Source organism: Volucribacter amazonae, assembly GCF_029783845.1.
Taxonomy (GTDB): Bacteria; Pseudomonadota; Gammaproteobacteria; order Enterobacterales; family Pasteurellaceae; genus Volucribacter; species Volucribacter amazonae.
This window is the reverse complement of sequence record NZ_LWID01000001.1, coordinates 284,081-310,707: the sequence shown is the minus strand read 5'-3', so window position 1 is coordinate 310,707 and position 26,627 is coordinate 284,081. Positions and strand designations below refer to the sequence as shown.

Here is a 26,627-nt window from a genome sequence, read left to right as displayed (position 1 = left end):
GTCGTTTCAATTCATTAAAGGATACAATAATTCATACAATAATTTTTGTGCGACTTGTTCTGACAGAGGTTCGCCATTGAGTTTCATTTCGTCATCCTCTAAAATCAAGCTTACTTTTACTTCATTATCTTTATTAACAATCAAATTATCTGCTTGTAAATTATCAAGTACCTCTGAGATTAATTGAGTTTCTCGTTGAGCTTGTTGCTCCGATAAATTATAAATATTTTGATGCAAAATGGTGGAATATTGTTCTAATGCTCCTTTATCTAAATCAAGCAAAATCTCAAATTGTTTAAATAAATCTAACAATTTGGAGCGTCTCTGCTGAAATTTGGATAATTCTATATTAACTTTTGCCTTTAGTTTGCCCGCTGTATTTTCAAAGGAAGATTTTAATATCAAGTGCGGTTGATTTCGCCAAATTTTTCTCTTTGCTTGTTTATAGATAGAAAGCTCTTTTTCGGTAAATTGCTTGCTATTCGGTAATTGTGCAAGATCAACAAAGGCTTGTTTTTCTAAGTGTTTCAAACTCACCAAAAATGTTATTTCACCTAATGGTTTGTTTTGCCAATAATTTTCTTTGGTTACTAATGATAAGTCAGCATTAATAAAGCCTTCTTCTTCCTCTGTACTTTGTTCCATTTTTCCGTCTTTCAATAAAAAATGTTGTTCTTTGGCTTGTAAGGCAAGTTGAGCAAATTGAAGTTTGCTATCCCCTAAATAAAGATTACCGCCCAATAATTTTTGGATATTCAAATTAATGTCTAGTTTATCCAAAGAAAAACTTTCCCCTAGTGGCGTTTTGGATTGAAATGATCCCAAATACACATTACCTTTACCTACCCCATCAAAATTCATTCCATCAAGGTTTAAGGTAAAATCTTGCCAAGCAAGACTGTTCTGATCAGAAACATAATTTGTATCAGCAATTTTCACTTGCCCTGTTATTTTTTGATTATAACTAATCACTAAATCAGAAATAATTGGCGAAACCCCTTGAGTTACTTTAAACCACCCAGCAATACTGTCGTGAGGAGTAACTTCTGATACCCAACTCAGCATATTTGGCATAAAATTAAAGGCTTTTACTTGATTAAGAGGGAATGGACCATGATAAAGTGTATCGCTAAAAGGCACAATCCATTGTACTTTTTCCCCTTTTATCACTGCATTAATAACCAATTGATCTTTAATTTGAGAAGAAAAAATGCCCCGTTGAAAATCGAGGGTATTGATATGTAAGGTTAATGCTTGATTTGAGCTTTCTGCGATTTGTTGTAATTGAGCGTTGGTATCAGCCACAGCTTGCCGATAATACTCTTCAGCCTTACTGCCCGTAAACCAAGCGGCGCCTGTCCAAACAGCCCCTAATAGGGCGATAATCCCAATGGCAATGGTGGATTTTTTCATATTGTTTTCCTTTAATTTTTTAATAGATGAATCAGAATGTACTAACTTAACACAGATTATTGTTTATACAAACATATCTTTACATATAGTCGTCCCACTTTAAAATAATACAGCATTAGTATGCCTCGCCGTACTATTCGTACTGTCTTTGGCGACTCGCCTTGTCTTATTTTAAATTGAAACGACGATAATAAACAAAGGATATGCCATGCACCCATAAAGTGCGGTTAAAATTTAAATAATTTTTTCTTTGCCCTTGAACTCTGATTTTTTAGCCTTATTTATAGCAACAAGCCAAAATCAAGTGATTTTTTATTAAATAAATTTTTAAAAAAATGTCCTTGAAAAACAAAATTCAAACCTTATTTAAGGTAACGTGAATGATTTTACAAATTTAATTAGGAGAAACAAAATGGGAAAAATTATTGGTATTGACTTAGGTACAACAAACTCTTGTGTGGCAGTAATGGACGGTGATAAACCGCGTGTGATTGAAAATGCAGAAGGCGATCGCACCACGCCATCAATTATTGCTTACACCGCAGATAACGAAACCTTAGTGGGGCAACCTGCAAAACGTCAAGCGGTAACCAATCCAAAAAATACATTATTTGCAATCAAACGTTTAATCGGTCGCCGTTTTGAAGATAATGAAGTGCAACGTGATGTGAGCATTATGCCATTTGAAATTATCAAAGCAGACAATGGCGATGCTTGGGTATCAGCAAAAGGCGAAAAATTAGCACCACCACAAATTTCTGCTGAAGTGTTGAAAAAAATGAAAAAAACAGCGGAAGATTATTTAGGTGAGCCTGTTACTGAGGCCGTAATTACTGTACCTGCTTACTTTAACGATGCTCAACGTCAAGCTACTAAAGATGCAGGACGTATCGCAGGTTTAGATGTTAAACGTATCATCAACGAACCAACTGCGGCGGCGTTAGCTTATGGTTTAGACAAAGATAAAGGCAATCATACTATCGCTGTTTATGACTTAGGGGGTGGTACATTTGACTTATCTATCATTGAAATTGATGAAGTAGATGGCGAAAAAACCTTTGAAGTATTAGCTACTAACGGCGACACCCACTTAGGTGGTGAAGACTTTGATAATCGTGTAATTAACTACTTAGTTGATGAATTCAAAAAAGAGCAAGGTGTTGATTTACGCAATGATCCGTTAGCAATGCAACGTTTGAAAGAAGCCGCTGAAAAAGCCAAAATTGAGCTTTCATCAGCCCAACAAACCGATGTAAATTTACCTTACATTACCGCAGACGCAACAGGGCCAAAACACTTAAACATTAAATTAACACGTGCGAAATTAGAATCTTTAGTAGAAGATTTGGTTACACGTTCCTTAGAACCTGTGCGTGTGGCTTTAAAAGATGCAGGCTTAACGGTAAGTGAGATTAATGAAGTCATCTTAGTGGGCGGTCAAACTCGTATGCCATTGGTACAACAAAAAGTATCTGAATTCTTTGGCAAAGATCCTCGTAAAGATGTGAACCCAGATGAAGCTGTGGCGATTGGTGCGGCAATTCAAGGTGGGGTACTTGCTGGCGATGTGCATGATGTATTGTTATTAGACGTTACACCATTGTCATTAGGTATTGAAACTATGGGTGGCGTAATGACGACGTTAATTGAGAAAAATACTACGATTCCAACGAAGAAATCGCAAGTATTCTCAACAGCGGAAGATAACCAAAGTGCGGTAACTATCCATGTGTTACAAGGTGAACGTAAACAAGCGTCAGCCAATAAATCACTTGGTCAATTCAATTTAGAAGGTATTAACCCAGCACCACGTGGTATGCCACAAATTGAAGTTACCTTTGATATTGACGCTGACGGTATTATCCATGTTTCAGCTAAAGACAAAGGCACAGGTAAAGAACAACAAATTACCATTAAGGCTTCTTCAGGGTTGACTGATGATGAAATTCAACAAATGGTTCGTGATGCGGAAGCCAATGCCGAAGCGGATCGTAAATTTGAAGAATTAGTACAGGCTCGTAACCAAGCGGATCATCTTGTACACTCAACCCGCAAACAATTAGCGGAAGTGGGCGATAAATTATCTGCTGAAGATAAAGCCCCAATTGAAAAAGCTGTAGAAGAATTAGAAACGGCAGCAAAAGGGGAAGATAAAGCAGAAATTGATGCGAAAGTACAAGCATTAATTCAAGCCTCTGAAAAATTGATCCAAGCAGGTCAAGCACAAGCTGAAACTAACGCTCAACAAGCACAAAGCGGTAAAAACAACGATGACGGTGTTGTTGATGCTGAGTTTGAAGAAGTGAAAGATAAGTAATTTCTGTACCTATTAGGACAAGTTCGTCTTGTCCTAGTTTCCATAAGGGCGTTGTCGCCCTTTTGGTGTATTTATTTCAAATAAAAACAACCTAACACAGTAAATATTATGGCAAAAAAAGATTATTACGAACTGCTCGGCGTAAATAAAGGGGCTGATGAAAAAGAGATCAAAAAAGCCTACAAACGCCTTGCAATGAAATATCACCCTGACCGTAATCAGGGCGATAAAGAGGCTGCCGAAAAATTTAAAGAAATTCAAGAGGCCTATGAAGTATTAAGCGATAGCCAAAAACGTGCGGCTTATGATCAATATGGACATGCTGCCTTTGAACAAGGCGGTGGTGCTGGCGGTTTTGGAGGCTTTGGCGGCGGTGCTGATTTTGGCGATATTTTCGGCGATATATTTAGTGATATGTTTGGTGGACGAGGTGGTCGCCAACGTGTCGTTCGTGGCGATGATTTACGCTATGATTTAGAAATTAGCCTTGAAGAAGCGGTAAAAGGAACAACCAAAGATATTCAAATTACTACTTTAGCGGAATGTGAGCATTGTCATGGTAGTGGTGCTGAAAAAGATAGCAAAGTGGAAACTTGCCCAACTTGCCATGGTTCTGGTCGTTTACGCCGTCAATCAGGCTTTTTTGTTCAAGAAACCCCTTGCCCAACTTGTCATGGTACAGGTAAAAAAATTGATAAACCTTGTAAAAAATGCCATGGCGATGGACGAGTACAAAAACCGAAAAACCTTTCTGTAAAAATCCCAGCGGGGGTGGATACAGGTAACCAACTACGCTTATCGGGCGAAGGGGCTGCGGGCGAACAAGGTGCACCTGCTGGCGATTTATATGTGGTTATCCATGTTAGACCTCATCATATTTTTGAGCGTGATGGCAATAACTTATATTGTGAAGTGCCAATTAGTTTTACCATGGCAGCATTAGGTGGCGAAGTGGAAGTGCCGACCTTAGACGGCAGAGTGAAACTCAAAATTCCTGCGGAAACCCAAACAGGTAAGCTGTTCCGTATGCGTGGTAAAGGAGTGGCAAGTGTACGCAGTGGTTATGCTGGCGATTTAATCGTTAAGATTATTGTAGAAACCCCAGTTCATCTTAATGAAGAACAAAAAGAATTGTTACGCAAACTTGAAGAAAGCTTAGAAGGACAACCTAAACAACGTCCTAAATCCTCAGGTTTCTTCGATGGAGTAAAAAAATTCTTTGATGATTTGACTAAATAATTATTTATAAACCCCAATTTAAAATATACAAATTGGGGTTTACTATTTCTTAGTTTATCCTCCCCTGTAAATAGTTTATACTTTTAATTCTTTCATTCAGCAAAAAGAGAAAAAAATGACCGCACTTTTAAAAATTGGTTTGGTGTCTGTTTCTGATCGAGCCTCACAAGGGATTTATCAAGATCAAGGTATTCCTGAGTTAGAGGCTTGGCTAGCTTCAGCGTTGACGACTGCTTTTGAAGTAGAAACACGTTTAATTGCCGATGAACAACAACAAATTGAACAAACATTATGTGAATTGGTAGATGTTCATCATTGCCATTTAGTCTTGACGACAGGGGGAACAGGTCCAGCTAAACGTGATGTTACCCCTGACGCCACATTGGCTGTAGCGGATCGTGAAATGCCAGGATTTGGTGAACAAATGCGACAAATTAGTTTGCATTTTGTACCTACGGCAATACTTTCACGACAAGTGGGGGTAATCCGTCAACAAAGCCTGATTTTAAATCTACCAGGGCAACCAAAAGCCATTAAAGAAACTTTAGAAGGTTTAAAAGATGAACAAGGTAAAACCCTTGTTAAAGGTATTTTCGCCGCTATTCCTTATTGTTTACAATTATTAAGTGGTATTTATATTGAAACCGATCCTGCGGTTGTTACCGCTTTTAGACCAAAATCTGCGAGGAAATAATATGAAAAAAATTGAAGCCATCATTAAACCCTTTAAACTTGATGATGTACGAGAAGCCTTATCTGATATTGGCATAACAGGTATGACTGTTAGCGAAGTCAAAGGCTTTGGTAGACAAAAAGGACATACTGAGCTTTATCGTGGAGCGGAATATATGATCGATTTTCTACCTAAAGTTAAACTTGAAATCGTTGTTGCTGATGATATTGTGGAGCAATGTTTAGAAGCGATTATAGATACTGCACAAACTGGCAAAATTGGCGATGGAAAAATCTTTATTTATGATGTGGAACGTGTTATCCGCATTCGTACAGGAGAACAAGACGAAGAAGCCCTATGAAACAATCTAACTCTTTAATTCGTGCCTTTATTATTGCAGCCTGCTTAGTGATTATTTTAGCTGGGGTAAAATCTGCAGTACAAATTGTTGTTCCTTTCTTATTGTCATTATTTATTGCGATTATTTGTTCGCCATTAATTACCATGATGACAATGCGAAAAATCCCTCGTTGGCTCGCAATCAGTTTATTATTTGTACTAATATTATTGATTTTTTTCTTCTTAGTCGGACTAATTAATAGCACGATCAAAGAATTTACCAGTTCTATTCCACAATATCGTGCGTTACTCACTCGCCGAGTTGATGAAATATCAGCTTTTGCCCAATCCATTAATTATCCATTAAGTATTTCACAAGAAGCCATATTAGAAAACTTCGATCCAAGTGTGATTATGGATTTTGTGAGTAAAGTATTATTGAGTTTTTCTGGTGCGGTAAGTAATGTGTTTATTTTGCTGTTAGTGGTTATTTTTATGCTAATTGAAGCCCCTACGGCGAAACACAAAATGGCATTGGCTTTTAGCCAAGTTGATGGCGATATTAATGAACACGAACGCAATATTGATCGTATCCTTAATGGTGTTATTCGTTATTTAGGGGTAAAAACGCTAATTAGTTTAGCCACAGGGATCTGTGTGTGGATATTATTAGAGATTTTAGGTGTGCAATATGCCGTATTATGGGCAACATTAAGTTTCTTGTTAAATTATATCCCTAATATTGGCTCTATTATTGCCGCTATTCCTATCGTAGTACAAGTATTATTACTCAATGGTTTCTCTACTGGTATTATTGTCGCCTCTGGTTTAGTAGGAATTAATATGGTTATCGGTAATGTGATTGAACCTCGTTTAATGGGTAAAACCTTAGGTTTATCCACACTTATCGTATTTTTATCCTTACTATTCTGGGGCTGGTTACTAGGTTCTGTGGGTATGCTACTTTCTGTTCCCTTAACAATGGCATTAAAAATTGCATTAGAATCAAGCCCTCAAACTAAAAAATATGCGGCTCTATTAGGGGAAATTGAGGAAAATAATCAAAACAAAGAAACTAAATCCGTATGATATAGTCGTTTCAATTTAAAAGATTAACGCAATATCATTGTAAAATGGAACTATAAACAAGGGCTGAATAATCAGCCCTTATTATTTAATCAATAATTTTCTTAACCGTTTTACCTATATCCGCAAGGCTTTCTACCACTGTTACACCTGCCGCTCTTAATGCGGCAAATTTTTCTTGGGCTGTGCCTTTACCACCACTAATAATAGCACCTGCATGCCCCATTCGTTTCCCTTTTGGCGCAGTAACGCCGGCGATATATCCTATCACTGGTTTGGTAATATGTTGCTTAATAAAAGCAGCCGCTTCTTCTTCAGCTGTTCCTCCGATTTCGCCAATCATCACAATCGCTTCAGTTTGTGGATCTTGCTCAAATAAACGCAGAATATCAATAAAATTACTGCCTGGAATCGGATCACCACCAATCCCCACACAAGTTGATTGTCCTAATCCTTCGTCAGTAGTTTGTTTGACAGCCTCGTAAGTTAATGTACCTGAACGTGAAACAATGCCAATGCGTCCTTTTTGATGAATATGCCCCGGCATAATACCGATTTTACATTCCTCAGGAGTAATAATTCCTGGGCAGTTTGGGCCGATCATACGTACGCCTGTTTGATTTAGCCGTTGTTTGACTTGTAACATATCTAAGGTTGGTATGCCTTCGGTAATACAAACGATTAATTCAATCCCGGCATCAATGGCTTCTAAAATCGCATCTTTACAACCTATTGCTGGCACATAGATAACTGTTGCAGTTGCCCCCGTTGCTTCAACAGCTTGTTTTACCGTATTAAATACTGGCAGCCCTAAGTGGGTTGTTCCGCCTTTACCTGGCGATACACCACCTACTAATTGTGTACCATAAGCAAGCGCTTGTTCAGAATGAAAAGTACCTTGTCCACCAGTAAAACCTTGGCAAATCACTTTGGTATGTTTATCAATAAGAATAGCCATTATTTTCCCTCCACTGCTGCAACCACTTGTTGTGCGGCTTCGGCTAAACCTTGAGCAGCAATAATGTTCAAGTTGCTTGTAGCAAGAATTTCTCGCCCTAATTGTGCATTGGTTCCCTCTAAACGCACGACAACAGGCACATTCACCCCTACTTCGTCTACCGCCGCAATAATGCCTTCAGCGATTAAATCACAACGTACAATACCACCGAAAATGTTTACCAGTACCGCTTTTACTGCATTATCAGATAAAATAATTTTAAATGCTTCGGCAACCCGCTGTTTGGTTGCACCGCCTCCTACATCAAGAAAATTAGCTGGCTCACCACCATATAATTTAATAATGTCCATGGTTGCCATAGCAAGCCCTGCTCCATTAACCATACAGCCAATATTGCCTGTTAATGCCACATAATTAAGCTGAAAAGACTCTGCAAGCGACTCTCTTGGATCTTCTTGGCTAATATCCTGCATTTTAGCTAATTCAGGTTGGCGATATAACGCATTGTTATCCACCACCATTTTCGCATCTAAACATAATAACTGCCCTGTCGGCGTGATACCAAGAGGATTAATCTCCAATAACGCTAAATCTTTTTCCACAAAAAGTTTCGCCAGTTGGCAAAAGATCTGCACAAATTGTTTTAACTGCTCAGCTTGTAAACCTAGTTTAAAACCTAGCTCACGCCCTTGATAAGGCATTGCCCCCAACAAGGGATCAATAACGACTTTATGCAATAAGTGCGGTGTTTTTTCTGCCACTTCTTCAATATCCATACCGCCCTGTTCGGACACGATAAATACCAATTTTTGCAAGGATCGATCAATAACAGCACTTAAATATAATTCTTTATGAATATCTGAACATTGTTCTACATAAATACAATTCACTGGCTGTCCTTGCGAATCGGTTTGAAAAGTCACTAAAGGTTGCCCTAGCCATTTCTGTACAAAATTTGCCATTTCACTTTTATTATGAACAAGTTGTACGCCACCTGCTTTACCTCGTCCCCCCGCATGAATTTGGCATTTTGCAACCCATTTATCGCTATCAAGCTGTTCCATCGCATTAATTGCCTGTTGTTCCGAATAGCAAGCAATGCCCTTTGGAATAGGTAAACCATAGTCTGCTAATAATTGTTTACTTTGATATTCATGTAAGTTCATTTGATCTCCTCACATTAAAAGCCTTGTTGTGTTTATTGCATTTATTTTTATTCGCATTTAAAAATAATTCAAAAATGCACCGCACTTTTATGCTGAATAATTAAATTTCTAATAATAAACGTGTTGGATCTTCTAATAATTCTTTAACCGTCAATAAAAATCCTACTGATTCTCTGCCGTCAATTAAACGATGATCATAAGATAATGCCAAATACATCATTGGACGAATCTCTACTTGTCCATTGATTGCGACAGGTCTATCCTTAATGGCGTGCATACCTAAAATGGCACTTTGTGGTGGATTAATAATCGGCGTTGACATTAATGAGCCAAAAACGCCACCATTAGTAATGGTAAAGTTTCCGCCCGTTAAGTCTTCTACGGTTAATTTACCCTCACGCCCTTTCTCTGCTAAGGCTTTAATATGTTTTTCAATATCCGCCATACTGAGCTTATCACAATCACGCAATACAGGCGTAACCAATCCTCTTGGGGTAGATACTGCGATACTAATATCAAAATAATTATGATACACAATATCATCGCCATCAATAGAAGCGTTCACTTCAGGATAGCGTTTTAATGCTTCCACTACGGCTTTGATATAAAAAGACATAAAGCCTAAACGTGTATCATGTTGTTGTTCAAATTTATCACCATAACGTTTACGTAAGGTCATAATCGGTTGCATATCCACTTCATTAAAGGTAGTGAGCATTGCTGTATTATTTTTCGCTTCTAACAAACGTTCGGCAATACGTTTACGCAAGCGGGTCATCGCTACACGTTTTTCACTGCGTTGAGTAATAATCGGCTCAGCCTCTTTAATTGGCGAAACAGCGGACGGTTGTTGAGCTAAATATTGTTCAATATCTTCCCGAGTTATACGCCCACCTACGCCTGTACCTTTAATCGCATTAGCATCTAAATCATGCTCTGCCAATAAACGGCGAATAGCAGGGCTTTGATGATCCCCTTGGCTTTCCTCAATAGTTAATGTGGCTTGATGACGATCCGCCGGCGTTGCTTCATTAGCTTGTGGAGCTGGTGCTTTGGTAATTTGCCCATCACCAGCTTGTTGTTCTAACTTGCCCAGTAATTGCTTACTGACTACGGTCGCCCCCTCTTGTTGGTGAATCTCCGTTAAAATGCCGTCCACACTGGCAGGTACTTCAAGTACTACTTTGTCTGTTTCAATTTCCACCAACACTTCATCACGACTAATCTTATCGCCGACTTTTTTATGCCAAGTGGCGACAGTGGCGTCAGCAACGGATTCAGGTAAATCTGGCACTAAAATTTCAATGGTCATATTACTTTCCTTATGGGTTATTACGTTGGTAATGCTCAAAACAACGAAAAAATAATCGCAAAAACCACCGCACTTTTTCTATAATACAGGTTAAAAATTCTACATTTATGCTATTAAGGCATCTTCAATCAGTTGCTGTTGTTGTTTTATATGTAAAGACATATAACCTACCGCAGGCGAAGCAGAGGCTGGTCGCCCTGCATAACGCAATTTCGCTTGTGCAGGAATTGATGCCTCAAAGTTATGTTTAGAGCAATACCAAGCCCCTTGATTTTGCGGTTCTTCTTGACACCAAACAAAATCGGTAACTTGTGGATATTGTGCCAAAATAGCTTTCACTTCTTCGTGTGGGTAAGGGTAAAGTTGTTCAATACGAATAATTGCCACTTGCTCAAGCTGTTGTTGACGGCGATATTCCAATAAATCGTAATAAACCTTACCTGAACAAAGCACAATTCGCTTAATTTGACTTGCCTCTAAAGGCTCAATTTCGCCGATAACCGTTTGAAAACACCCCTCTGTTAATTCAGTAATGGAAGACACCGCCAATGGGTGGCGTAACAAGGATTTTGGCGAAATTGCAATTAATGGACGGCGAACTTTACGCAAGGCTTGACGGCGTAACATATGATAAACCTGAGCAGGCGTAGAAGGCACGCAAACTTGCATATTTTGCTCAGCACAAAGTTGCAAATAACGTTCTAAACGTGCGGAAGAATGTTCTGGTCCTTGTCCTTCATAACCGTGAGGTAATAGCATTGTTAAGCCACACATTCTCCCCCATTTTTGTTCGCCTGAACTAATAAATTGGTCAATTACCACCTGTGCCACATTGGCAAAATCGCCAAATTGTGCTTCCCAAATGGTTAAGGTTTTTGGATCGGTGGTGGCAAAACCATATTCAAAAGCCAATACTGCCTCCTCGGATAATACCGAATCCCAGACTTCAAAACGCCCTTGCTTGCTATGTAAATTTGCTAAGGGAATATAACCCGTACCATCATTTTGATTATGAATGACTGCATGACGATGAAAAAACGTACCTCGCCCTGCATCTTCACCCGATAAACGCACAGGTATGCCTTCATCTAACAAGGTTGCATAAGCCATTGTTTCTGCCATACCCCAATCTAACGGTTTTTCTCCCTCTGCCATTAATTGACGATCTTGATAAATTTTCGCCACTCGGCTATGCAATTTATGATTTTCTGGGTATTCGCAAACTCGCCGAGCCAAGGCTTGAAAACGTGCTTGCTCAAATTGATAAGGATAAGGGGCTGTCCAATCCTGATTAAGATACTGCAACCAATCCACCTTAGTCATATCCATTGGGCGAAATTCAGGCACAACACATTCCCCATTATCCAACGCATCACGATAGGTATTAATCATCTCAATTTCTTGTTCTGAGCTAATGACCTGTTCTGCAATCAAACGATCCGCATAAACCTTACGAGGCGTTGGGTGTTTTTTAATAATGCTATACATCATAGGCTGAGTGACTAAAGGTTCATCAGCTTCATTATGTCCATGGCGGCGATAAGAAATTAAATCAATAAAAATATCTTGTTTAAACAAATTGCGATACTCTACTGCCATTCTCGCCGCAAAGGCTACCGCTTCAGGATCATCACCATTAACATGAATAATCGGTGCTTGGATCATTTTGGCAATATCCGTACAATATTCGGTTGAACGTGTATCATTTGGGTTAGAAGTGGTAAAACCAATTTGGTTATTAATCACAATGCGAATTGTCCCCCCCACATTATAGCCTCTTGCCGCCGACATATTGAGGGTTTCTTGCACTACCCCTTGTCCCGTTACCGCTGAATCGCCATGTACAGTAACCGCTAACACTTTATCATGATTTTTATCATTCGCTCGGGTTTGTCTTGCACGCACCGAACCAATTACCACCGGATTAACAATTTCTAAATGGGAAGGATTAAAGGCGAGGGTAAGATGCACTTTACCCCAATCGGTTTCAAAATCAGAAGAAAAGCCCTGATGATATTTTACATCGCCCGTACGATCGCCCACATGCTTACCCGCAAACTCGTCAAATAATTCCGCTGGTTTCTTACCCAAAACATTTACTAGCAAATTTAATCGTCCACGGTGTGCCATACCCATCACAATATCCGTTACCCCTTGCTTACCGGCATGACGAATAATCTCTTTCATCATCGGAATAAACGCATCTGATCCTTCTAATGAAAAACGTTTCGCCCCCGGAAATTTCGCCCCTAAATAACGTTCTAAGCCATCAGCTGCGGTCAACTCCTGCAAAAAAGTCTTTTTTTCTTGAGTGGTAAATAAAGGTTTATTTAACAAGGTTTCAATTTTGGCTTGCAACCACTGTTTCTGAGCCATATCTGACACATGCATAAACTCTAACCCAATACTACCACAATAGGTTTCTTTGAGTGCCACCGCCAAATCCGCCATTTTAATATTGTCTTTATCAAAAACATAACGCCCAATATTAAAGGTTTCATTTAAATCTTGTTCAGTAAAACCATGATAACGATAATCTAATTCAGGCACCGTTGAACGTTTCCAACGATAATAATGTAATGGATCTAAATTTGCCTCCAAATGCCCCCTAAAACGATAAGCATTAATCCATTGCAATAAACGCACCTGTCTTGCTCCAGCATCAGGATCAATCACTGTTACTGTATTCTGATTAGATTCTCGTGCTAATTTACGAAAATATTGACGGACGTGAGAATGTTGCTGTTCAAGTGTCTCTGATTGAGGGAAAGATTTAAATAACTGTTGCCAGCTTTCATCAACACTTTCAGGATCATCAAGATATTGCTCATAAATATCTTCAATATAAGATTGATTCACCCCACCTAATGCTGTGGAAGATAACCAATCTTTTAGTGCTTTGTTTTTTTGCATACCGCTTCCTTTAGAGCCTTAAATTTTGCGAGCCATTATATAATAGATTGCCTTGTTTTCGCATAGAAATTATTATGCCTGAAAAAATCATAAAATACTGTGATCTAAGCTCAAATTTTACAAAAAAGCAACATTATTTATAACAATTAAAAAACACCCCACAACGATATGCTCTACCTAGGTAAAATTGAAATGACTATATTTTTACTAGAACTAAAATTGTCGTTGAGTATGCTATACTCAAAATCTAATCAATTAGAGAATAAACAGTATTGGAAAGAAATTGCCCATACGGTTTTGTCCTTATTTTTCTTCATTACTTAGAATATTTATTGTACAATAATTTATCATATTTTAACTATTTAAAAACTAAGGAGTTTATATGAATAAAGATGAATATATAGCTAAATTTAGTGAAAATGATGCGGTTGGCTGGGAAGCAATAGATGAAATATTAGATGAAATTTATAAAGGTAAAGAACCTCGCCATTATGCTACAACATTAAAATATATGCTAGGTGGAGAAGATCCTCTTGATGGAGTAAGTATTTATGACACTAATCAGCAACAATTTCATAGACATATTATTAGCTATGGAATGAGTGAACTTTATTATAACCCTGAAAGTGTTGAGAATGAATTTAGTGGTTGGGGCTTTGAGTTTAATATGCGTGTTACACCTTTTAGTGAAGATGAAAATTCAGGTGATGCTAAAAATGAGCCTATATGGGTTATAAATTTAATGCAAAATTTAGCTCGTTATGTTTTTGATAGTAAAAACTTTTTTCAAGCATACCATTTTATTCCTACAGATGGCCCGATTAGATTTGATACAGATACTAAACTAAGTGCAATTATATTTGTACCAGATCCAATTATCGATCGCATAAATACTCCAAATGGTATGGTAGAAATGCTTTGTATGTTTGGTATAACCGATGATGAATATAACTGGCTATTACTTGAACCAACCGCACAAAGAGTTAAAGAATTAGCAGACATTATAGCAAAGGATAACCCTATGTTTATAACTGATCTAACACGTAAATTCTCATACGTTTAAAATACTTTGAATTCTGTAAAACTGATAGGAATTTCAGATATAATGGGCAAAAGAGTAGGATTTAGCGATTTAATATTAATCTTACCTACTCTTTTACTCAAAAAATTCTTTATAAACATGGTCTTACGTTTTCTACTTAATCCATTATAATTAATTTCCGCTTAAGTTTACTAAATAAACCTTCTAACCGATTTATTGTTTTTTCGATATTTAGTAGTAGTCTGAAAAGTATGTTGATATAGAAACAAAAAAGACAACTTAGGCAAAAGACGATAATTTGAGGTTATGAAAAAAGAAATTACCATCAAATGCCCAAGTTACCTAAGTTTGAGAATCAAGGAAAATGGAATAAAAATCTACGGTAAACAAAACTATCGATATAAAGATTGTCATCGGCAATTTGTTCACGAAACTGACCTCACTTATCAAGGTTGTCAACGTAGTATCAATAATAAAATACGTTTAATGCTGGTTCGAGGTTGCAGCATTGCTGACGTTATTGTGATTGAAAAGATAAGCAAATACAAAGTGCTAGAAGTACTGGTTCAATCTAAACATCAGATAAAGCCAAAACAGAAGTATTATCGAAAATGGCAAGTTGATGAATTTTGGACGTATGTAGGGCACAAGAAAAACAAAGGGTGGTTGATGTATGCCTATGACCTAGATACGCGTGAAATCGTTGCTTTTGTGTGGGATAAACGCAATTTAAACACAGTAAAACAGCTTCGTACGAAACTTGATAGCTATGCAAGATGAGTTTGTCAGCCAAGTGCAACGGTAAATCCGTTTTGAGCAAGATGCATTGGGATGGTTAGTGTATTATACGAAATTTATGGGGTTGTTTTATGTTTTAGCTGTTTCTGATATGTTAGATATAAATCATGATTATGATCAAGTTTACTTTATTTCTAGATTATTAGATCCTGATAACTATATAAATCAATATTATTCTAGTTGGGATAATGTTGAAATTAATGAATTAATTAGTAGGTTTAATAATGCACAATTATATTTAATTAGCGAGTTAATTGTATATTTAGATAAAAATAATATTTGTTATGTGAGTGATATTGCAAAAGAGTTTTGTGGATATGTAAATAAAAATGTGTTATAAAATTACTTAATGCTATTTTAAGTAAAAAGTGCGGTAAGAAATACAAGTTTTTTGTATTTATAATTAAAGTTAATAGGAATAACAATGAATTTATTTTTTCATCATTTTGATATATATAAATCTATATATAAAAAAGAAGATCAGTTTATATTATCTCCATATTTATGTGAGAGTATAGATGATAATTTATTTATAAATGATATTAAAAATAAGGTTAAGTTAGGTTATGGAAATGATTTCTGTTATACTAATGATTTAATTTTGTATGATAAGTCTTTGTTAGAAGATTTAAAAGATAAAAATTGTTTTGTAATATTTTTTCTTTGCAATGAAGCTTATCAGGATAAACATAGTTATTATTATAATGATGAGTGGGATAATAATTTAAAAAAAGAAGATTTAATTTTTCTTGGTTGGAATATATATAGTTATACAGATAGTGCTATGACAGATGGTATATATCCAATTATGATCAAGTCTCCTTTTTTTGGAGAAGATATATCTAAAAATTTAATTTTAAATGATAAAGGTGATATAAATCATTGGGGGCTTCTACCAGATATATTCACTTTAGAAAAATATTTGAAATTAAATAAAGAAGAAGTTATACAATATATTAATAATAAAGAGGTTAAAATGGATTGGGAGCCAATAGGCGTATTTTGTGATAAATATACTTTCAATAAATTAAATTCATTATTAATATAAAATATATGTTGTTAATTTAATTAAGATAACATGAGACATAGTTTTACATTATAACTTCTATTATTATTCTGATATTAGTTTGACATTCAAATCTAGATTGAGCCTCTGGGATTAAATTCTATGATTATTATACAAGAGAGTTAGAGATTATTCATATTATCGACTTGGTACATAGGGTATCAAATACTTCGGATGTATAAAATTACATTGGATTAATTTGAATAATAGTTCTATTATCCCACTAAACTATCCGCATTAAGGAAGGAGAAATATGAAATTTTTATCTACTAGAATTTGTAGTCAATGTAAAGTGTTTCCTTTTACCTATGATTCTGGAATAACGCCGTCTAGTAATAATATTGAATTGATCTCTTTATATTATTATGATCAATATAATATGCCAATAAATATATTAGATGAATATATAGAACACTTTCAACCTAAAAATATTCACTCTTTTGAATTTATTAGCACAAATTTTTATCCTTGTATATTAGCGGTGGAGGATATAGACTATGAATATTGGATAAAAACTAAAAATTTTTATCCAAATCAAGATATTTATAATAGATCTAATCTGATTTTTCTAGGGTATGATATAATTGATACTTGCTTTATTAGTATTAAAAGCCATGTAATATCAGTTGAATATAAAAGAAAATCATATTTATTAAATAAATTTGGGTTATTTGATAACTATCAATTGAGTTTAGATTATTTACATAAGAATAGAAAATATATACCTGAACATAATTGGAAAATTGTTTATATTTATACTAATTTATCAACTTATTTATTAATAGACTGAAATATGAATTATAATAACAATCAAAAAATTAATATTTGTGATCTTGTTTTATGGGAAAAACCATATCCAATAGAAAAAGGTATTGTTGTTTGTTTAATTGATGAAGGAAAATTTATAGATAATTATGACTTCACCTATTTAACAAATAGCGGTGGCGGAGTAATGATATTTTTTGAGAAAATGGGATTAGTTCAAATAATGCGAGATGATATGAATATTAATATTGAATTAATTAAACGTTTATCTATGAGAGATAGTAAAGATCTCTTAGAAAGTTTTATAAGTAATAGAGATTATATTTTGTAATAACAATATTATTATTGGGTGCCTAAAGATAATTTTATGAAAATAACTCAATTTTTTAATACTTATTTTGGAAATAAAATAAAAATTATTTTATTTCTGTTATTGGTATTGTTATGTTATAAATGTAATTTTTCAACTAATGTTTATTTAGTTTCATTAGGGGAAACTATTGCATATCCTTCTATAGATGCTGTACTAGAAAGGGATAAAAATAGTGAAATAACTTATTTAAACAAAGGAGAATATGTTAAAGTAAACAAATTAGTTGATGTAAAAACATATTTTATTTATCAAGTAGATATTAACGGAAGTAAAAAATATATTATTTCTGGTGATTATGTAGTGATAAATAAAGATAAATTATGGTTATAATATCTAATAATTATAACCATTATATTAAACTCTGTTGGTATGGGGATTATCAAGGCTGGGGAGCGGTTAAAAACGAGTATGCTTTAACACCGCATATTCATCAACCATTCCGTCTACAAAACCAATATTACGATCAAGAAACAGGATTGCACTATAATTTCTACCGTTACTACGATCCGCATATGGGACGCTTTACTCAGCGTGATCCGATAGGGTTATTGGGTGGGGAGAATTTGTATCAGTTTGCTCCAAATACGGTTAGCTGGGTTGATCCGTCTGGGTTGGCGGTTATATGTACTAGACCTTTAGATTTCAATCAAGGAAACAAAATTTATAGTGATTTCGATCCTTCATCTAGAGATGGTTTTGATTTAGGATTTTTCCATGAGCAAATTATGTTTAAAAATGGTTCTAATATTGGTTATTCAGGAACCAAAGATGATAAAGGGAAGATTTTAGGAATTTATGAAGAAAAAGATCCACGTTTATTATCACAATATAAATGTTCAAACGTTCAATATGATGATGAGATTATGTTAAAAGCAGTAAAAAACGTAAAAGAAAAGCTGCTTCCTGTATATTCTTCCGTAGGACAATATGGAGATAAAAATATCTGGATTTAAACCTAAATATTCCCCTGAACAATATAATATTCTCTTTAATAACTGCCAAGATTTTGTGACTGATGTGTTAAAAGAGTATGAAAAAATTAAAATGCAAATAAAATAATTAAGGATATAGATATGAAAAAAAAGTTAATTTATCAAGATACAATAGTAGTTATATATGTTTTTATTATGATACATATATTATTTTTTTGTGAAGATGAGATAATTGGAGAATATATATCTTATCTTCTTTTTTCTAGATATAATGGAGTTACATTCTTTATCTATACACCTATTATTTTATTAATTTTTCAACTATATTGTAAATATATTAATAGAGCTATGAAAGATGTTAATTTATTAGTCATTATAGTGAATTTCTTAATAATGATGTTCCTTTGTTGTTCAATTATATATATTTTGCTTGCTATATATTATCCTTATCTTTAATTTGGTTATAATCTTAATTTTTAGGCAGCAGGCAAAAGTATCGCCAAAGTGCGGTCAGAAAATGGAAAATTTTTGGAAGAAAGTCGGATTGAATTTATTTGGGACGGCAGCCATTTATTGCAAGAAAAACATCACAAAACCGACTGCACTTATCAGTATATTTACAGTCACCCAGCGAGCTACGAGCCTTTGGCACAAGTAGGAAAATGATGGTGAAAACCAAACCATTTATTACTTCCATTGCGATCAAATCGGCATGCCAAGAGAGCTAACCGATGAACAAGGAAAACTCTGTTGGTATGGTGATTATCAAGGCTGGGGTGCGGTTAAACATCAAACTTCATTGATTGAAAATATACATCAACCTTTCCGCCTACAAAACCAATATTATGATCAAGAAACAGGCTTGCACTATAATTTTTATCGTTACTATGATCCGCATATGGGGCGTTTTATTCAGCGTGATCCGATAAAATTATTAGGTGGTAATAATTTATATCGGTTTGAAGGTACGATACAAAATGCTTTTGATCCTATGGGGTTAATTGCTGTGGCTATATCGGGATATCAGTCAGCAGTTATAGGTGCAGGTGCAATACTTAGTTCTACTGATAATTCAAATTCTATTTCAATGCAACGAAGAAGCAAGAGAAGTTCTGCATCAATAGAGCCTAAAGTTAGCGATAAAGCGATACAATTATCAGAAGCACATCATAGTGGAACAAATCTTGGAGGGAATTGTACCCCTGGTGAATTAGAGGCTTTACAAGGAGATAAAAATTATTTTTGTAATCAAAAAAGGAATTGTGATGATCAAAAATTATCTGATGCAGAGATTTTTTATAGAGTTGCATTAAATAGAAATTGCGCAATGACAAGAGATAAAATCAATAAGAAATGTTTTGCTGGTGGAGATCTTAAGCATCAGAAAGAAGCTGAAAATGCTTGGGTTACTTATGCTAAATGTCAGGAAAAACTTTCAAAATATTTAAAATAAGGAATAATTTAATAAATATTAATTTTCAAGATATAAATTTAGTTAAGAATATAGCGCTTAAAAATTTTGAATCAGACTATATTTTATATGATATACCTAATAAATATATTTCCAGGTATGAAGGTTTGTATGATACTGAGATTATGTATATTTTTAACAAAAAAAGCGCGAGAGATATTATAAATAAATTAAATTTAAGAGAGATTAGTCATTTTATAGATAGTAGCCCTTTTCTATTATATGGACTCATATGTGACTATTATAAATATTTTGAACAAGAAAGAGAAGACTTTTATTATTTGTATTATACGAAATTTATGGGGTTGTTTTATGTTTTAGCTGTTTCTGATATGTTAGATATAAATCATGATTATGATCAAATTTACTTTATTTCTAGATTATTAGATCCTGATAACTATATAAATCAATATTATTCTAGTTGGGATAATGTTGAAATTAATGAATTAATTAGTAGATTTAATAATACACAATTATATTTAATTAGTGAGTTAATTGTATATTTAGATAAAAATAATATTTGTTATATGAGTGATATTGCGAAAGAATTTTGGGGATATGTAAATAAAAATGTGTTATAAAATTACTTAATATTATTTTGAGTAAAAAATGAGGTAAGAAATAGAAAGTTTTTGGTGGAAAGTCGGATTGATTTTTTGTCGATATGGTGATTATCAAGGCTGGGGCGCGATTAAACATCAAACTTCATTGGTTGAAAATATACATCAACCATTCCGCTTACAAAATCAATATTACGATTAAGAAACAGGCTTGCACTATAATTTTTATCGTTACTATGATCCGCATACGGGGCGCTTTACTCAGCGTGATCCGATAGGGTTATTGGGTGGGGAGAATTTGTATAACTATTCTGAAAATATTTTTGTAAGAGAGGTCGAATTAGGATTAGAGCCCATAGATGTAAATAAATCGATAAGATATAATTCTCCATTTTTTGAAGGAAGTGCTTATAAAATATTATAAACAACTTTTGAATATATGAAAAGAATGAGTATATTTGAAACAGATAGATATAAAAATATCTAAATCCTAATCATTTAAAAACTAGGGAAATATTAAGAATAGAGGAATATTTAAAATGAAAAACAAAGTGATTTTATTTTTTCTTATTTTACTTGGTTTAGGGATAACCTTGATTATTCTTTCAAAAATATTGACCAGTGTAAAGAGTCAAATCTCTCAGATATATGTAATAATATATTACCATCAGATTCTGAAAATATAGAAATATATTTTTTTGTAGAAAGTAATATTTTGTCTTTACATTTCTTATCTTCTTATAAGAATTATTTTAATAAGAATAAGGTTGGTAAGGCAAGTAATGTAGGGATTGATTTCTTTATTAGAAATAATGCAGTAGTTAATTTATTTAAAGAGAAGGGTCGTTATATTCTTGACAATAATTTATATATTGGTGAAAATAAAGAAACTTTAAACAAAACAGAGTTTACATTAGTTTTTGTTGATAATAGGTATGGAAATATAGAAAGTATGTGTGATATATATTAATTAAATTTTATAAACATATTTATTATATGTTATATTTTTATTATAGTTTATAAATTTTAGAGATTTTAATTTCGTTTCTTAAAATATACACCATCTATTCCGCTTATAAAACCAATATTATGAGTAAGAAAATGGCTTGCATTATAAATTTTATCTTTACTACGCTCCGAATATGGGATGTTTTTATCCAATGTGATTTGATATGAGAATATGTTATGATAGGGTTATAATGATGGCTCAATAAATAGCTTCTAATTTAGAATATATGGAAATCGTTATGTTGGGTATACTAATAAGTGTAGCGATGAAAGATATTGATATAAAAATGGAGTAATAAATGTCAAAAAGTTATGGGATAAGATATGTTTACTCTATTAAGTATTAAATCATTTCCAGAAAAATTTTTACGTTATGAGCGCGAGTATGTGCTTTTAACAAGGCTAGAAGATATTAATGAGTATGATTATTTATTAACATTAAAAGAAGGTATTCCTTTGGACTTCTCGAAATTTAGGGGAGCATCCAGTGATATTTCATGGAATGGTTGGGCTTATATTATTCCTCTTGCACAAAGAGAGTGGTTATATAATTTTAATGAAGTTATTGATAACTTTTTAGATGATATGTTTTTTAATTTAAATTATGATAATGGGTTACTGAAATTAATTTCTTTTATGAGTAAGAAAGATATTTTTAATTTATATTCATGGTTTGTTTTTCTAATAAAATATAGAAATAATCAATATTGTGTATCTGTAAATCGTGATGAGTTAGAGAGTTTTACTAAGACTATAGCAATATTTATATAGTATAAGTTATTATGGTAACGTTAATTAATTTTGTGATTTATATAGTATGTTAAAGAAATTTTTAATTCTATTATTTGTTATTTTTCCTTTAGGAATGTTCGTTATATCAAAAAATAACGAAGTGAATACATATGATATATTTTTCAATAAATTTATTTATAATATTAAATCTCATAATTATATCAAAGCTTTTAATGAATTTTATCCTTTAATTAGACAAAATAATAAGGAGGCATTTTCGTTGATTGCTGAAGTTTATCAAAGCAATTCTTATGGTATAGAAATGGATTTGATAAAATCTAAAATATGGAATGAGAGATATAGGGTAGGTAGTTTTGATACAGGAGTTTTAGAATATAATCAATATCATCATTTTTTGAAAAAAGGGGACCTTAGTATGGCATCTGTCTTTTTACAAAAATCAGCAGAAAAGGGAAATAAAAATGCAATTGATATTTTAAAAAATAAAGATTTTATAAATAAAAATAGTTTATATGTAGATATTAGGTGGAGTAAATACTGGGAACAATTTGATTATGATGAACTATATCCATTTTGTATGAAAATAAAAGAATGTAGTTAGTAAGTAATTTGGGGATAGATATGGGTAGGAAAGAATTATTAGAACTTTTTAATAAATATCAAAAACACCCTGATTTCTTAGAAGAAATTTCAGATATTAATCAAAAAAATATAGATGGCGATAATATGTTACATATAGCAACAAGAAAAAAAGATATTCATGATATTAAAGTTCTTATTGAGTATGGAATTAATATTGATGACCAAGGGGATTTAGGTTATACAGCTATTCATTATGCTTGTATTAATGGATATCAAGATATTGTTGAATTGTTATTATTTTATGGAGCAAATCCTAACATTAAAGATGAATTTGGGCAAACAGCCTTAGATATTGCATTTTCATCAAATGAACATAATAAAAAGAAAATTATTTCTATATTAAAGAAAAACATAAAAAATAAAAAGTATGGGGATAAATCTTATTAATCATAGTATTACTACAAGGCTATGAAGATTGCAGGATCTCATTAATAACTTGGTTAAGTAGATGTAACAAATATTAAAAGAGAAACCTATATAAACAAGGTTTCTCTTGAACCTTTAGAGAGATTTTACTTTTCTATTCTAGTTATTTGTTAGAACGGTTGTTTCTATATTTATATAAAGTGTAAATTATAAAATAAATTTATATCAAATAGTTAAATGAAGAATATCTAATTTTTTATGTAAATATGTAAAAAATAAAAATGCAAAAGGTTAGATTTCAGATTTTATTTTTACACAATGTACTTACTATGAAACATCAAGCAGACAATATTTGTCCATAAAGTCATTGAAAGCACGAAAAAATTGGCATCTGTCGCGTTCATCCCTATAAGAAGTATCACTAAATTTGATTATGCCGTTTTTACACTTATTGATCATGTTTGTTTAATCTTATCATCTGCCTTATTCTACCTCTACCCGTTTCCCAATATCCTTCAACTTCGACAATTCTTCCATCAATCTTGGTGATAGGCTAATAGCGAAAGTCCAAAGATAGATAATCACCGCATAAATATGCCCTGCGGTTATACCTTGTTTTAGGGTTAAAACCGTCAATGTTACGCCAAACAGCAGGCACATCGCGACGCCAATACACAAAAAGCTTAATGCCTCTTGGTTGGAAATCAGAATACGGAAACGTTCCACCAAGCGATAATGTTTAATCAGTTCACTGTTTTTAGCACGTTCCACTCGGTCTACTTCTTTTTCTAGGCAGTTATTGAGTTGAAATAATGACGGTCATTGACCTTCACATAACTGGGTAACAGAAAGCCAAATTCCACCACAATCAGTAACGCCACGACGCCCGACCAAAATTCAATCAACAGCAACATCAGTACCGCCCCAATAATCGAAAACGCAGATGTGATCAAGGTCGGCAAATGGTGTTCAAAGAAATTAACGAACTCACGGGATAGAGCCACGCGTGCGGTGCTAGTTGAAGTATCAACGCCTTTAACCCGCTGGGTCAAAATCACTGGCACGGCAAGTTCTGTGTAAATACGAGTGAAGGCACGAGTATCCACCGCACGACGAGCTGAACCTACCCCAAAAATAATCAGTACTATTAAGGCATAAGCTAGTGCGGAAAGCAGTTTCCCGTTTAACACCGCATCCACCGCAAAACTACCCATCAAAGGATAAACCAACAACAATAAATTTTCCGCCGCTACCAAGCCGAATGTATCAAACAGGCGCTTTTTATGTTGTAAAGCAAGAGTTTTGAGCGAACGGAGCATTGTCGGTTCAATATTTTCTAAGGACATCACGCCCCCTTATCCGTTACACCAATTTTATCAATTTGCTCACGGCAAACCATGCAGAACTCCACCAACAAAGCAAACAGTTGAGCGGTCTTTTTCTCGTCTAATTTTGTAAAGGTTTTATCCGCCAACTGCTGTGTTGCCTGCCAAACAGGTTCCTCTTTCGCCTTGCCGTCTGCGATTAAACACATCATTTTCCCCATTTATCCACCGCACTTTCGCTAAATTCAATCCAGCCTTTTTTCTTATATTCCTTGCAAACGTTGAATACCGTCCGATTCGGCAACAGACATTCATCGTAAATCTGCTTTTGCGTACACGCCCATTTTCCGCCGCTGCCAACGAATATAGCATCACAAAATAGTTATAGCCCAAGCCTAATTTAGCGATCCAAGCGTCCTTGTGGCATCCACTTCACTGATTTGTTGCCTAATTTGTCGAAGTTGCTTATATTTAAAGTCCTAAAATTTACTAAATTAAGTGCTGTTTTAGGTGTGATCAAGAGAAAAGGTAAGGGATATTGGCATTAAAATTTACTTTTTTGATTTGGTATAGCCAGTATTATCAAGGGGTATGCTGATATTCTCTTATTTGTGAGACAAAGTATTCAATAAAAAAGTGCGGTCGTTTTTACCTCACTTTGTAATGTGATTTATTTTTAACGCAGGTTGCCAAAAACTATCTTGATACCACATAGCCGGCATCCCCATATTAAAGAGAGAGATTTTTGGGTGTTTGTCCATTAATGCTTTTAATCGTTTTGCCCAGCTAGACTTTGGACTGACAGCATAAAGCATAGTCTGCAATGCTACGAGAATAGAATAAATACGGCGTTCGAACTGAACGTTATTAAGCTGCGAACGTTGTGGTGTTGCCGAAAGCCATTTAATTTGTGTTGATTGAGGGATTTTTATAGCAATGCCTAACTCTCTATTCCAAAGACGGCTATGATGAGCGCAAATATTGCGAATACTGTTAAATGCTTTTAACCAAGATTCTAAAATTTCAGCATTTAATCCTAAATTTGTAGCGATTTGTTTCTTTAACGCAGAAGATTGCAAATTGGCATATAAATGACTTAATTCTCCCCAAGTTAGCATTTCCATCATCATCCAGCAAGGTGGAAGTCTAGGTTCATCGTATTGGGATAAATAATGACGCAAGAAGTTTTCTTTTTGGGCGTTTGAAATGAGTGTTTGTCGTTGTGTTTGTGACAGTTTTTTTCTTTGAGATATATGATGAATATCTTGCTCAAGCCTCTCTTTTTCTTCTAATAGCTGTTTTTCAAGGTTGGCTAAAAATCGGAAATGTGGAAATTTACGAAGAAAATGTTTTCCGTTAAGATACCAAAATGCACCGAAAGCATTGTTATTTTGATCTTTTGCGAGAGAAATGACATTACAAATTTGTGTTCTGATCGCAACTTCAATACGTTCAATTGCATCCATAATAAGTAGGCGCAACTCTCGGTCAAAAATATATAAATCTAAAATATCGTCAAAACTCGTATTTGTTCGAAATTGATGTGATTCTGAAATTTGAAAAGGAATAGAATAAGCAGAAAGGCAGTAATAGCTGATAAAATCCAAATAGCGTTGCGCTCGTTGTTTATCAGGAATGAATAAACCTCGCTTTTTCCACTCAATAATGAGTTCTGAATTACTTTTTTCTGGTTTGTTAAAAGTCGTCATTTCAACCCTCAATATAAAAAACTCGCCGATTTGTGCATTATCACAGAACAGATAAGAGGCATGGCGAGTGTGTTGCTCGGAATTCTACAGGAATCCGTGATAATTTGCAAGCATTGATTTTTAAACTGCTTGCCCCTTCCTACATGCAATCTTATTTTTCGTTTACAATCAAATATTACCCTTGTGAATGCATGTACTAATCGGTAATTGTGTTAGCTTGAAAATCCACAATTGTTGTACTGTCAGAGTTGTTCGGGATTTCAGATGATTTTGTAAAACGACTCCTATTGAATGTAGAGGAAAAAGATTATTTTGATTATGTAGAGAAAATTGAATAGGGTTGTAGTGGTATTCAACAATGATAAAAAATAATCGAACATCTCACCGTATTTTTGCTTTTT

General features: G+C 34.1%; 27 protein-coding genes and 1 pseudogene. 20 read left to right on the top strand and 8 right to left on the bottom strand.

Annotated elements, in window-relative coordinates:
* Positions 1–6: 6 nt before the first annotated feature.
* Entirely contained in the window at positions 7–1,413 is a 1,407-nt protein-coding gene (locus tag A6A20_RS01515; RefSeq protein ID WP_279571818.1) for a YdgA family protein, read from the bottom strand.
* A gap of 412 nt (positions 1,414–1,825) precedes the next feature.
* On the opposite strand from A6A20_RS01515, the gene dnaK reads away from it, so the two are divergent.
* The 5 genes from dnaK to A6A20_RS01490 all read left to right on the top strand — a co-directional run bounded on the left by dnaK (position 1,826) and on the right by A6A20_RS01490 (position 7,070).
* Positions 1,826–3,730 (top strand): molecular chaperone DnaK, encoded by a 1,905-nt coding sequence (gene dnaK, locus A6A20_RS01510; RefSeq protein WP_279571817.1) that lies wholly within the window; start codon positions 1,826–1,828, stop codon positions 3,728–3,730.
* Between the two features lie 108 nt (positions 3,731–3,838).
* Positions 3,839–4,969 (top strand): molecular chaperone DnaJ, encoded by a 1,131-nt coding sequence (dnaJ, locus tag A6A20_RS01505; protein ID WP_279571816.1) that lies wholly within the window; start codon positions 3,839–3,841, stop codon positions 4,967–4,969.
* 115 nt (positions 4,970–5,084) lie between these two features.
* Positions 5,085–5,663, top strand: coding sequence for a molybdopterin adenylyltransferase (gene mog / locus A6A20_RS01500; protein ID WP_279571815.1), 579 nt, complete (start codon positions 5,085–5,087; stop codon positions 5,661–5,663).
* A 1-nt stretch (position 5,664) separates the two neighbouring features.
* Positions 5,665–6,003, top strand: coding sequence for a nitrogen regulatory protein P-II (gene glnB, locus A6A20_RS01495; protein WP_279571814.1), 339 nt, complete (start codon positions 5,665–5,667; stop codon positions 6,001–6,003).
* Positions 6,000–7,070 (top strand): AI-2E family transporter, encoded by a 1,071-nt coding sequence (locus A6A20_RS01490; RefSeq protein ID WP_279571813.1) that lies wholly within the window; start codon positions 6,000–6,002, stop codon positions 7,068–7,070. Before glnB ends, A6A20_RS01490 begins: the two co-directional genes overlap by 4 nt.
* An 85-nt stretch (positions 7,071–7,155) precedes the next feature.
* Here A6A20_RS01490 and sucD read toward each other — a convergent pair whose 3' ends face one another.
* From sucD to sucA, 4 genes are all read right to left on the bottom strand, one after another.
* Positions 7,156–8,025 carry a succinate--CoA ligase subunit alpha gene (gene sucD, locus A6A20_RS01485; protein ID WP_279571812.1) on the bottom strand — a complete coding sequence of 290 codons (870 nt, stop codon included), beginning with the start codon at positions 8,023–8,025 and terminating at the stop codon, positions 7,156–7,158.
* Positions 8,025–9,191 carry an ADP-forming succinate--CoA ligase subunit beta gene (sucC, locus tag A6A20_RS01480; protein WP_279571811.1) on the bottom strand — a complete coding sequence of 389 codons (1,167 nt, stop codon included), beginning with the start codon at positions 9,189–9,191 and terminating at the stop codon, positions 8,025–8,027. Before sucC ends, sucD begins: the two co-directional genes overlap by 1 nt.
* A 100-nt stretch (positions 9,192–9,291) precedes the next feature.
* A complete protein-coding gene (gene odhB, locus A6A20_RS01475; protein WP_279571810.1) occupies positions 9,292–10,503 on the bottom strand; it encodes a 2-oxoglutarate dehydrogenase complex dihydrolipoyllysine-residue succinyltransferase in 1,212 nt (403 codons plus the stop codon).
* Positions 10,504–10,608: 105 nt separating this feature from the next.
* Positions 10,609–13,416, bottom strand: a complete 2,808-nt coding sequence (gene sucA / locus A6A20_RS01470) for a 2-oxoglutarate dehydrogenase E1 component (RefSeq protein ID WP_279571809.1) — start codon at positions 13,414–13,416, stop codon at positions 10,609–10,611.
* A 382-nt stretch (positions 13,417–13,798) separates the two neighbouring features.
* Between sucA and A6A20_RS01465 the strand changes: the two genes are divergently transcribed.
* The 15 genes from A6A20_RS01465 to A6A20_RS01395 all read left to right on the top strand — a co-directional run bounded on the left by A6A20_RS01465 (position 13,799) and on the right by A6A20_RS01395 (position 23,213).
* Positions 13,799–14,479: a suppressor of fused domain protein gene (locus tag A6A20_RS01465; RefSeq protein ID WP_279571808.1), complete on the top strand. Its 681-nt coding sequence runs from the start codon at positions 13,799–13,801 to the stop codon at positions 14,477–14,479.
* A 285-nt stretch (positions 14,480–14,764) separates the two neighbouring features.
* Positions 14,765–15,238 (top strand): IS1 family transposase, encoded by a 474-nt coding sequence (locus A6A20_RS01460; RefSeq protein ID WP_279571807.1) that lies wholly within the window; start codon positions 14,765–14,767, stop codon positions 15,236–15,238.
* A gap of 46 nt (positions 15,239–15,284) precedes the next feature.
* On the top strand, positions 15,285–15,596 hold the full coding sequence (locus A6A20_RS01455; RefSeq protein ID WP_279571806.1) for a hypothetical protein: 312 nt from the start codon (positions 15,285–15,287) through the stop codon (positions 15,594–15,596).
* A gap of 84 nt (positions 15,597–15,680) precedes the next feature.
* Positions 15,681–16,304 carry a hypothetical protein gene (locus tag A6A20_RS01450; protein WP_279571805.1) on the top strand — a complete coding sequence of 208 codons (624 nt, stop codon included), beginning with the start codon at positions 15,681–15,683 and terminating at the stop codon, positions 16,302–16,304.
* A 271-nt stretch (positions 16,305–16,575) separates the two neighbouring features.
* Positions 16,576–17,112, top strand: a complete 537-nt coding sequence (locus A6A20_RS01445; RefSeq protein ID WP_279571804.1) for a hypothetical protein — start codon at positions 16,576–16,578, stop codon at positions 17,110–17,112.
* Positions 17,113–17,115: 3 nt separating this feature from the next.
* Positions 17,116–17,418 carry a hypothetical protein gene (locus A6A20_RS01440; RefSeq protein ID WP_279571803.1) on the top strand — a complete coding sequence of 101 codons (303 nt, stop codon included), beginning with the start codon at positions 17,116–17,118 and terminating at the stop codon, positions 17,416–17,418.
* Between the two features lie 36 nt (positions 17,419–17,454).
* Positions 17,455–17,790, top strand: coding sequence for a hypothetical protein (locus tag A6A20_RS01435; protein ID WP_279571802.1), 336 nt, complete (start codon positions 17,455–17,457; stop codon positions 17,788–17,790).
* Entirely contained in the window at positions 17,781–18,413 is a 633-nt protein-coding gene (locus tag A6A20_RS01430; RefSeq protein WP_279571801.1) for an RHS repeat-associated core domain-containing protein, read from the top strand. Before A6A20_RS01435 ends, A6A20_RS01430 begins: the two co-directional genes overlap by 10 nt.
* A gap of 507 nt (positions 18,414–18,920) precedes the next feature.
* Entirely contained in the window at positions 18,921–19,058 is a 138-nt protein-coding gene (locus A6A20_RS01425) for a hypothetical protein (RefSeq protein ID WP_279571800.1), read from the top strand.
* 46 nt (positions 19,059–19,104) lie between these two features.
* Positions 19,105–19,845: an RHS repeat-associated core domain-containing protein gene (locus tag A6A20_RS01420; protein ID WP_279571799.1), complete on the top strand. Its 741-nt coding sequence runs from the start codon at positions 19,105–19,107 to the stop codon at positions 19,843–19,845.
* Positions 19,812–20,444: a hypothetical protein gene (locus tag A6A20_RS01415; protein ID WP_279571798.1), complete on the top strand. Its 633-nt coding sequence runs from the start codon at positions 19,812–19,814 to the stop codon at positions 20,442–20,444. The genes A6A20_RS01420 and A6A20_RS01415 overlap by 34 nt, the downstream gene beginning before the upstream one ends.
* Positions 20,445–20,634: 190 nt before the next feature.
* Positions 20,635–20,847, top strand: coding sequence for an RHS repeat-associated core domain-containing protein (locus A6A20_RS01410; RefSeq protein ID WP_279571797.1), 213 nt, complete (start codon positions 20,635–20,637; stop codon positions 20,845–20,847).
* A gap of 908 nt (positions 20,848–21,755) precedes the next feature.
* Complete coding sequence (locus A6A20_RS01405; protein WP_279571796.1) at positions 21,756–22,202, top strand: hypothetical protein; 447 nt, start codon at positions 21,756–21,758, stop codon at positions 22,200–22,202.
* Positions 22,203–22,248: 46 nt separating this feature from the next.
* The gene (locus A6A20_RS01400) at positions 22,249–22,785 is read left to right on the top strand and encodes a hypothetical protein (RefSeq protein WP_279571795.1); all 537 of its coding nucleotides are present in this window, start codon (positions 22,249–22,251) and stop codon (positions 22,783–22,785) included.
* 20 nt (positions 22,786–22,805) lie between these two features.
* On the top strand, positions 22,806–23,213 hold the full coding sequence (locus tag A6A20_RS01395; RefSeq protein ID WP_279571794.1) for an ankyrin repeat domain-containing protein: 408 nt from the start codon (positions 22,806–22,808) through the stop codon (positions 23,211–23,213).
* Positions 23,214–23,675: 462 nt separating this feature from the next.
* On the opposite strand, the pseudogene A6A20_RS01390 reads toward A6A20_RS01395, so the two are convergent.
* The 3 genes and pseudogenes from A6A20_RS01390 to A6A20_RS01380 all read right to left on the bottom strand — a co-directional run bounded on the left by A6A20_RS01390 (position 23,676) and on the right by A6A20_RS01380 (position 26,226).
* Positions 23,676–24,511, bottom strand: a pseudogene (locus A6A20_RS01390) (ABC transporter six-transmembrane domain-containing protein).
* A 26-nt stretch (positions 24,512–24,537) separates the two neighbouring features.
* Positions 24,538–24,738: a MarR family transcriptional regulator gene (locus tag A6A20_RS01385; protein ID WP_279571793.1), complete on the bottom strand. Its 201-nt coding sequence runs from the start codon at positions 24,736–24,738 to the stop codon at positions 24,538–24,540.
* A 432-nt stretch (positions 24,739–25,170) separates the two neighbouring features.
* Positions 25,171–26,226, bottom strand: coding sequence for an Abi family protein (locus tag A6A20_RS01380; RefSeq protein WP_279571792.1), 1,056 nt, complete (start codon positions 26,224–26,226; stop codon positions 25,171–25,173).
* Positions 26,227–26,627 lie beyond the last annotated feature (401 nt).

Bases quoted from the DNA above. Each gene is read 5' to 3' on its own strand.
- glnB (WP_279571814.1), top strand. From the start codon at position 5,665: ATGAAAAAAATTGAAGCCATCATTAAACCCTTTAAACTTGATGATGTA.
- A6A20_RS01435 (WP_279571802.1), top strand. From the start codon at position 17,455: ATGAAAATAACTCAATTTTTTAATACTTATTTTGGAAATAAAATAAAA.
- A6A20_RS01415 (WP_279571798.1), top strand. From the start codon at position 19,812: ATGTCAGGAAAAACTTTCAAAATATTTAAAATAAGGAATAATTTAATA.
- odhB (WP_279571810.1), bottom strand. From the start codon at position 10,503: ATGACCATTGAAATTTTAGTGCCAGATTTACCTGAATCCGTTGCTGAC.
- A6A20_RS01460 (WP_279571807.1), top strand. From the start codon at position 14,765: ATGAAAAAAGAAATTACCATCAAATGCCCAAGTTACCTAAGTTTGAGA.
- A6A20_RS01515 (WP_279571818.1), bottom strand. From the start codon at position 1,413: ATGAAAAAATCCACCATTGCCATTGGGATTATCGCCCTATTAGGGGCT.
- A6A20_RS01395 (WP_279571794.1), top strand. From the start codon at position 22,806: ATGGGTAGGAAAGAATTATTAGAACTTTTTAATAAATATCAAAAACAC.
- A6A20_RS01385 (WP_279571793.1), bottom strand. From the start codon at position 24,738: ATGGGGAAAATGATGTGTTTAATCGCAGACGGCAAGGCGAAAGAGGAA.
- A6A20_RS01400 (WP_279571795.1), top strand. From the start codon at position 22,249: ATGTTAAAGAAATTTTTAATTCTATTATTTGTTATTTTTCCTTTAGGA.
- dnaK (WP_279571817.1), top strand. From the start codon at position 1,826: ATGGGAAAAATTATTGGTATTGACTTAGGTACAACAAACTCTTGTGTG.
- A6A20_RS01445 (WP_279571804.1), top strand. From the start codon at position 16,576: ATGAAATTTTTATCTACTAGAATTTGTAGTCAATGTAAAGTGTTTCCT.
- mog (WP_279571815.1), top strand. From the start codon at position 5,085: ATGACCGCACTTTTAAAAATTGGTTTGGTGTCTGTTTCTGATCGAGCC.
- A6A20_RS01420 (WP_279571799.1), top strand. From the start codon at position 19,105: ATGCCAAGAGAGCTAACCGATGAACAAGGAAAACTCTGTTGGTATGGT.
- A6A20_RS01450 (WP_279571805.1), top strand. From the start codon at position 15,681: ATGAATTTATTTTTTCATCATTTTGATATATATAAATCTATATATAAA.
- A6A20_RS01440 (WP_279571803.1), top strand. From the start codon at position 17,116: ATGAATTATAATAACAATCAAAAAATTAATATTTGTGATCTTGTTTTA.
- sucA (WP_279571809.1), bottom strand. From the start codon at position 13,416: ATGCAAAAAAACAAAGCACTAAAAGATTGGTTATCTTCCACAGCATTA.
- A6A20_RS01430 (WP_279571801.1), top strand. From the start codon at position 17,781: ATGGTTATAATATCTAATAATTATAACCATTATATTAAACTCTGTTGG.
- A6A20_RS01465 (WP_279571808.1), top strand. From the start codon at position 13,799: ATGAATAAAGATGAATATATAGCTAAATTTAGTGAAAATGATGCGGTT.
- dnaJ (WP_279571816.1), top strand. From the start codon at position 3,839: ATGGCAAAAAAAGATTATTACGAACTGCTCGGCGTAAATAAAGGGGCT.
- A6A20_RS01490 (WP_279571813.1), top strand. From the start codon at position 6,000: ATGAAACAATCTAACTCTTTAATTCGTGCCTTTATTATTGCAGCCTGC.
- sucD (WP_279571812.1), bottom strand. From the start codon at position 8,025: ATGGCTATTCTTATTGATAAACATACCAAAGTGATTTGCCAAGGTTTT.
- A6A20_RS01380 (WP_279571792.1), bottom strand. From the start codon at position 26,226: ATGACGACTTTTAACAAACCAGAAAAAAGTAATTCAGAACTCATTATT.
- A6A20_RS01405 (WP_279571796.1), top strand. From the start codon at position 21,756: ATGTTTACTCTATTAAGTATTAAATCATTTCCAGAAAAATTTTTACGT.
- sucC (WP_279571811.1), bottom strand. From the start codon at position 9,191: ATGAACTTACATGAATATCAAAGTAAACAATTATTAGCAGACTATGGT.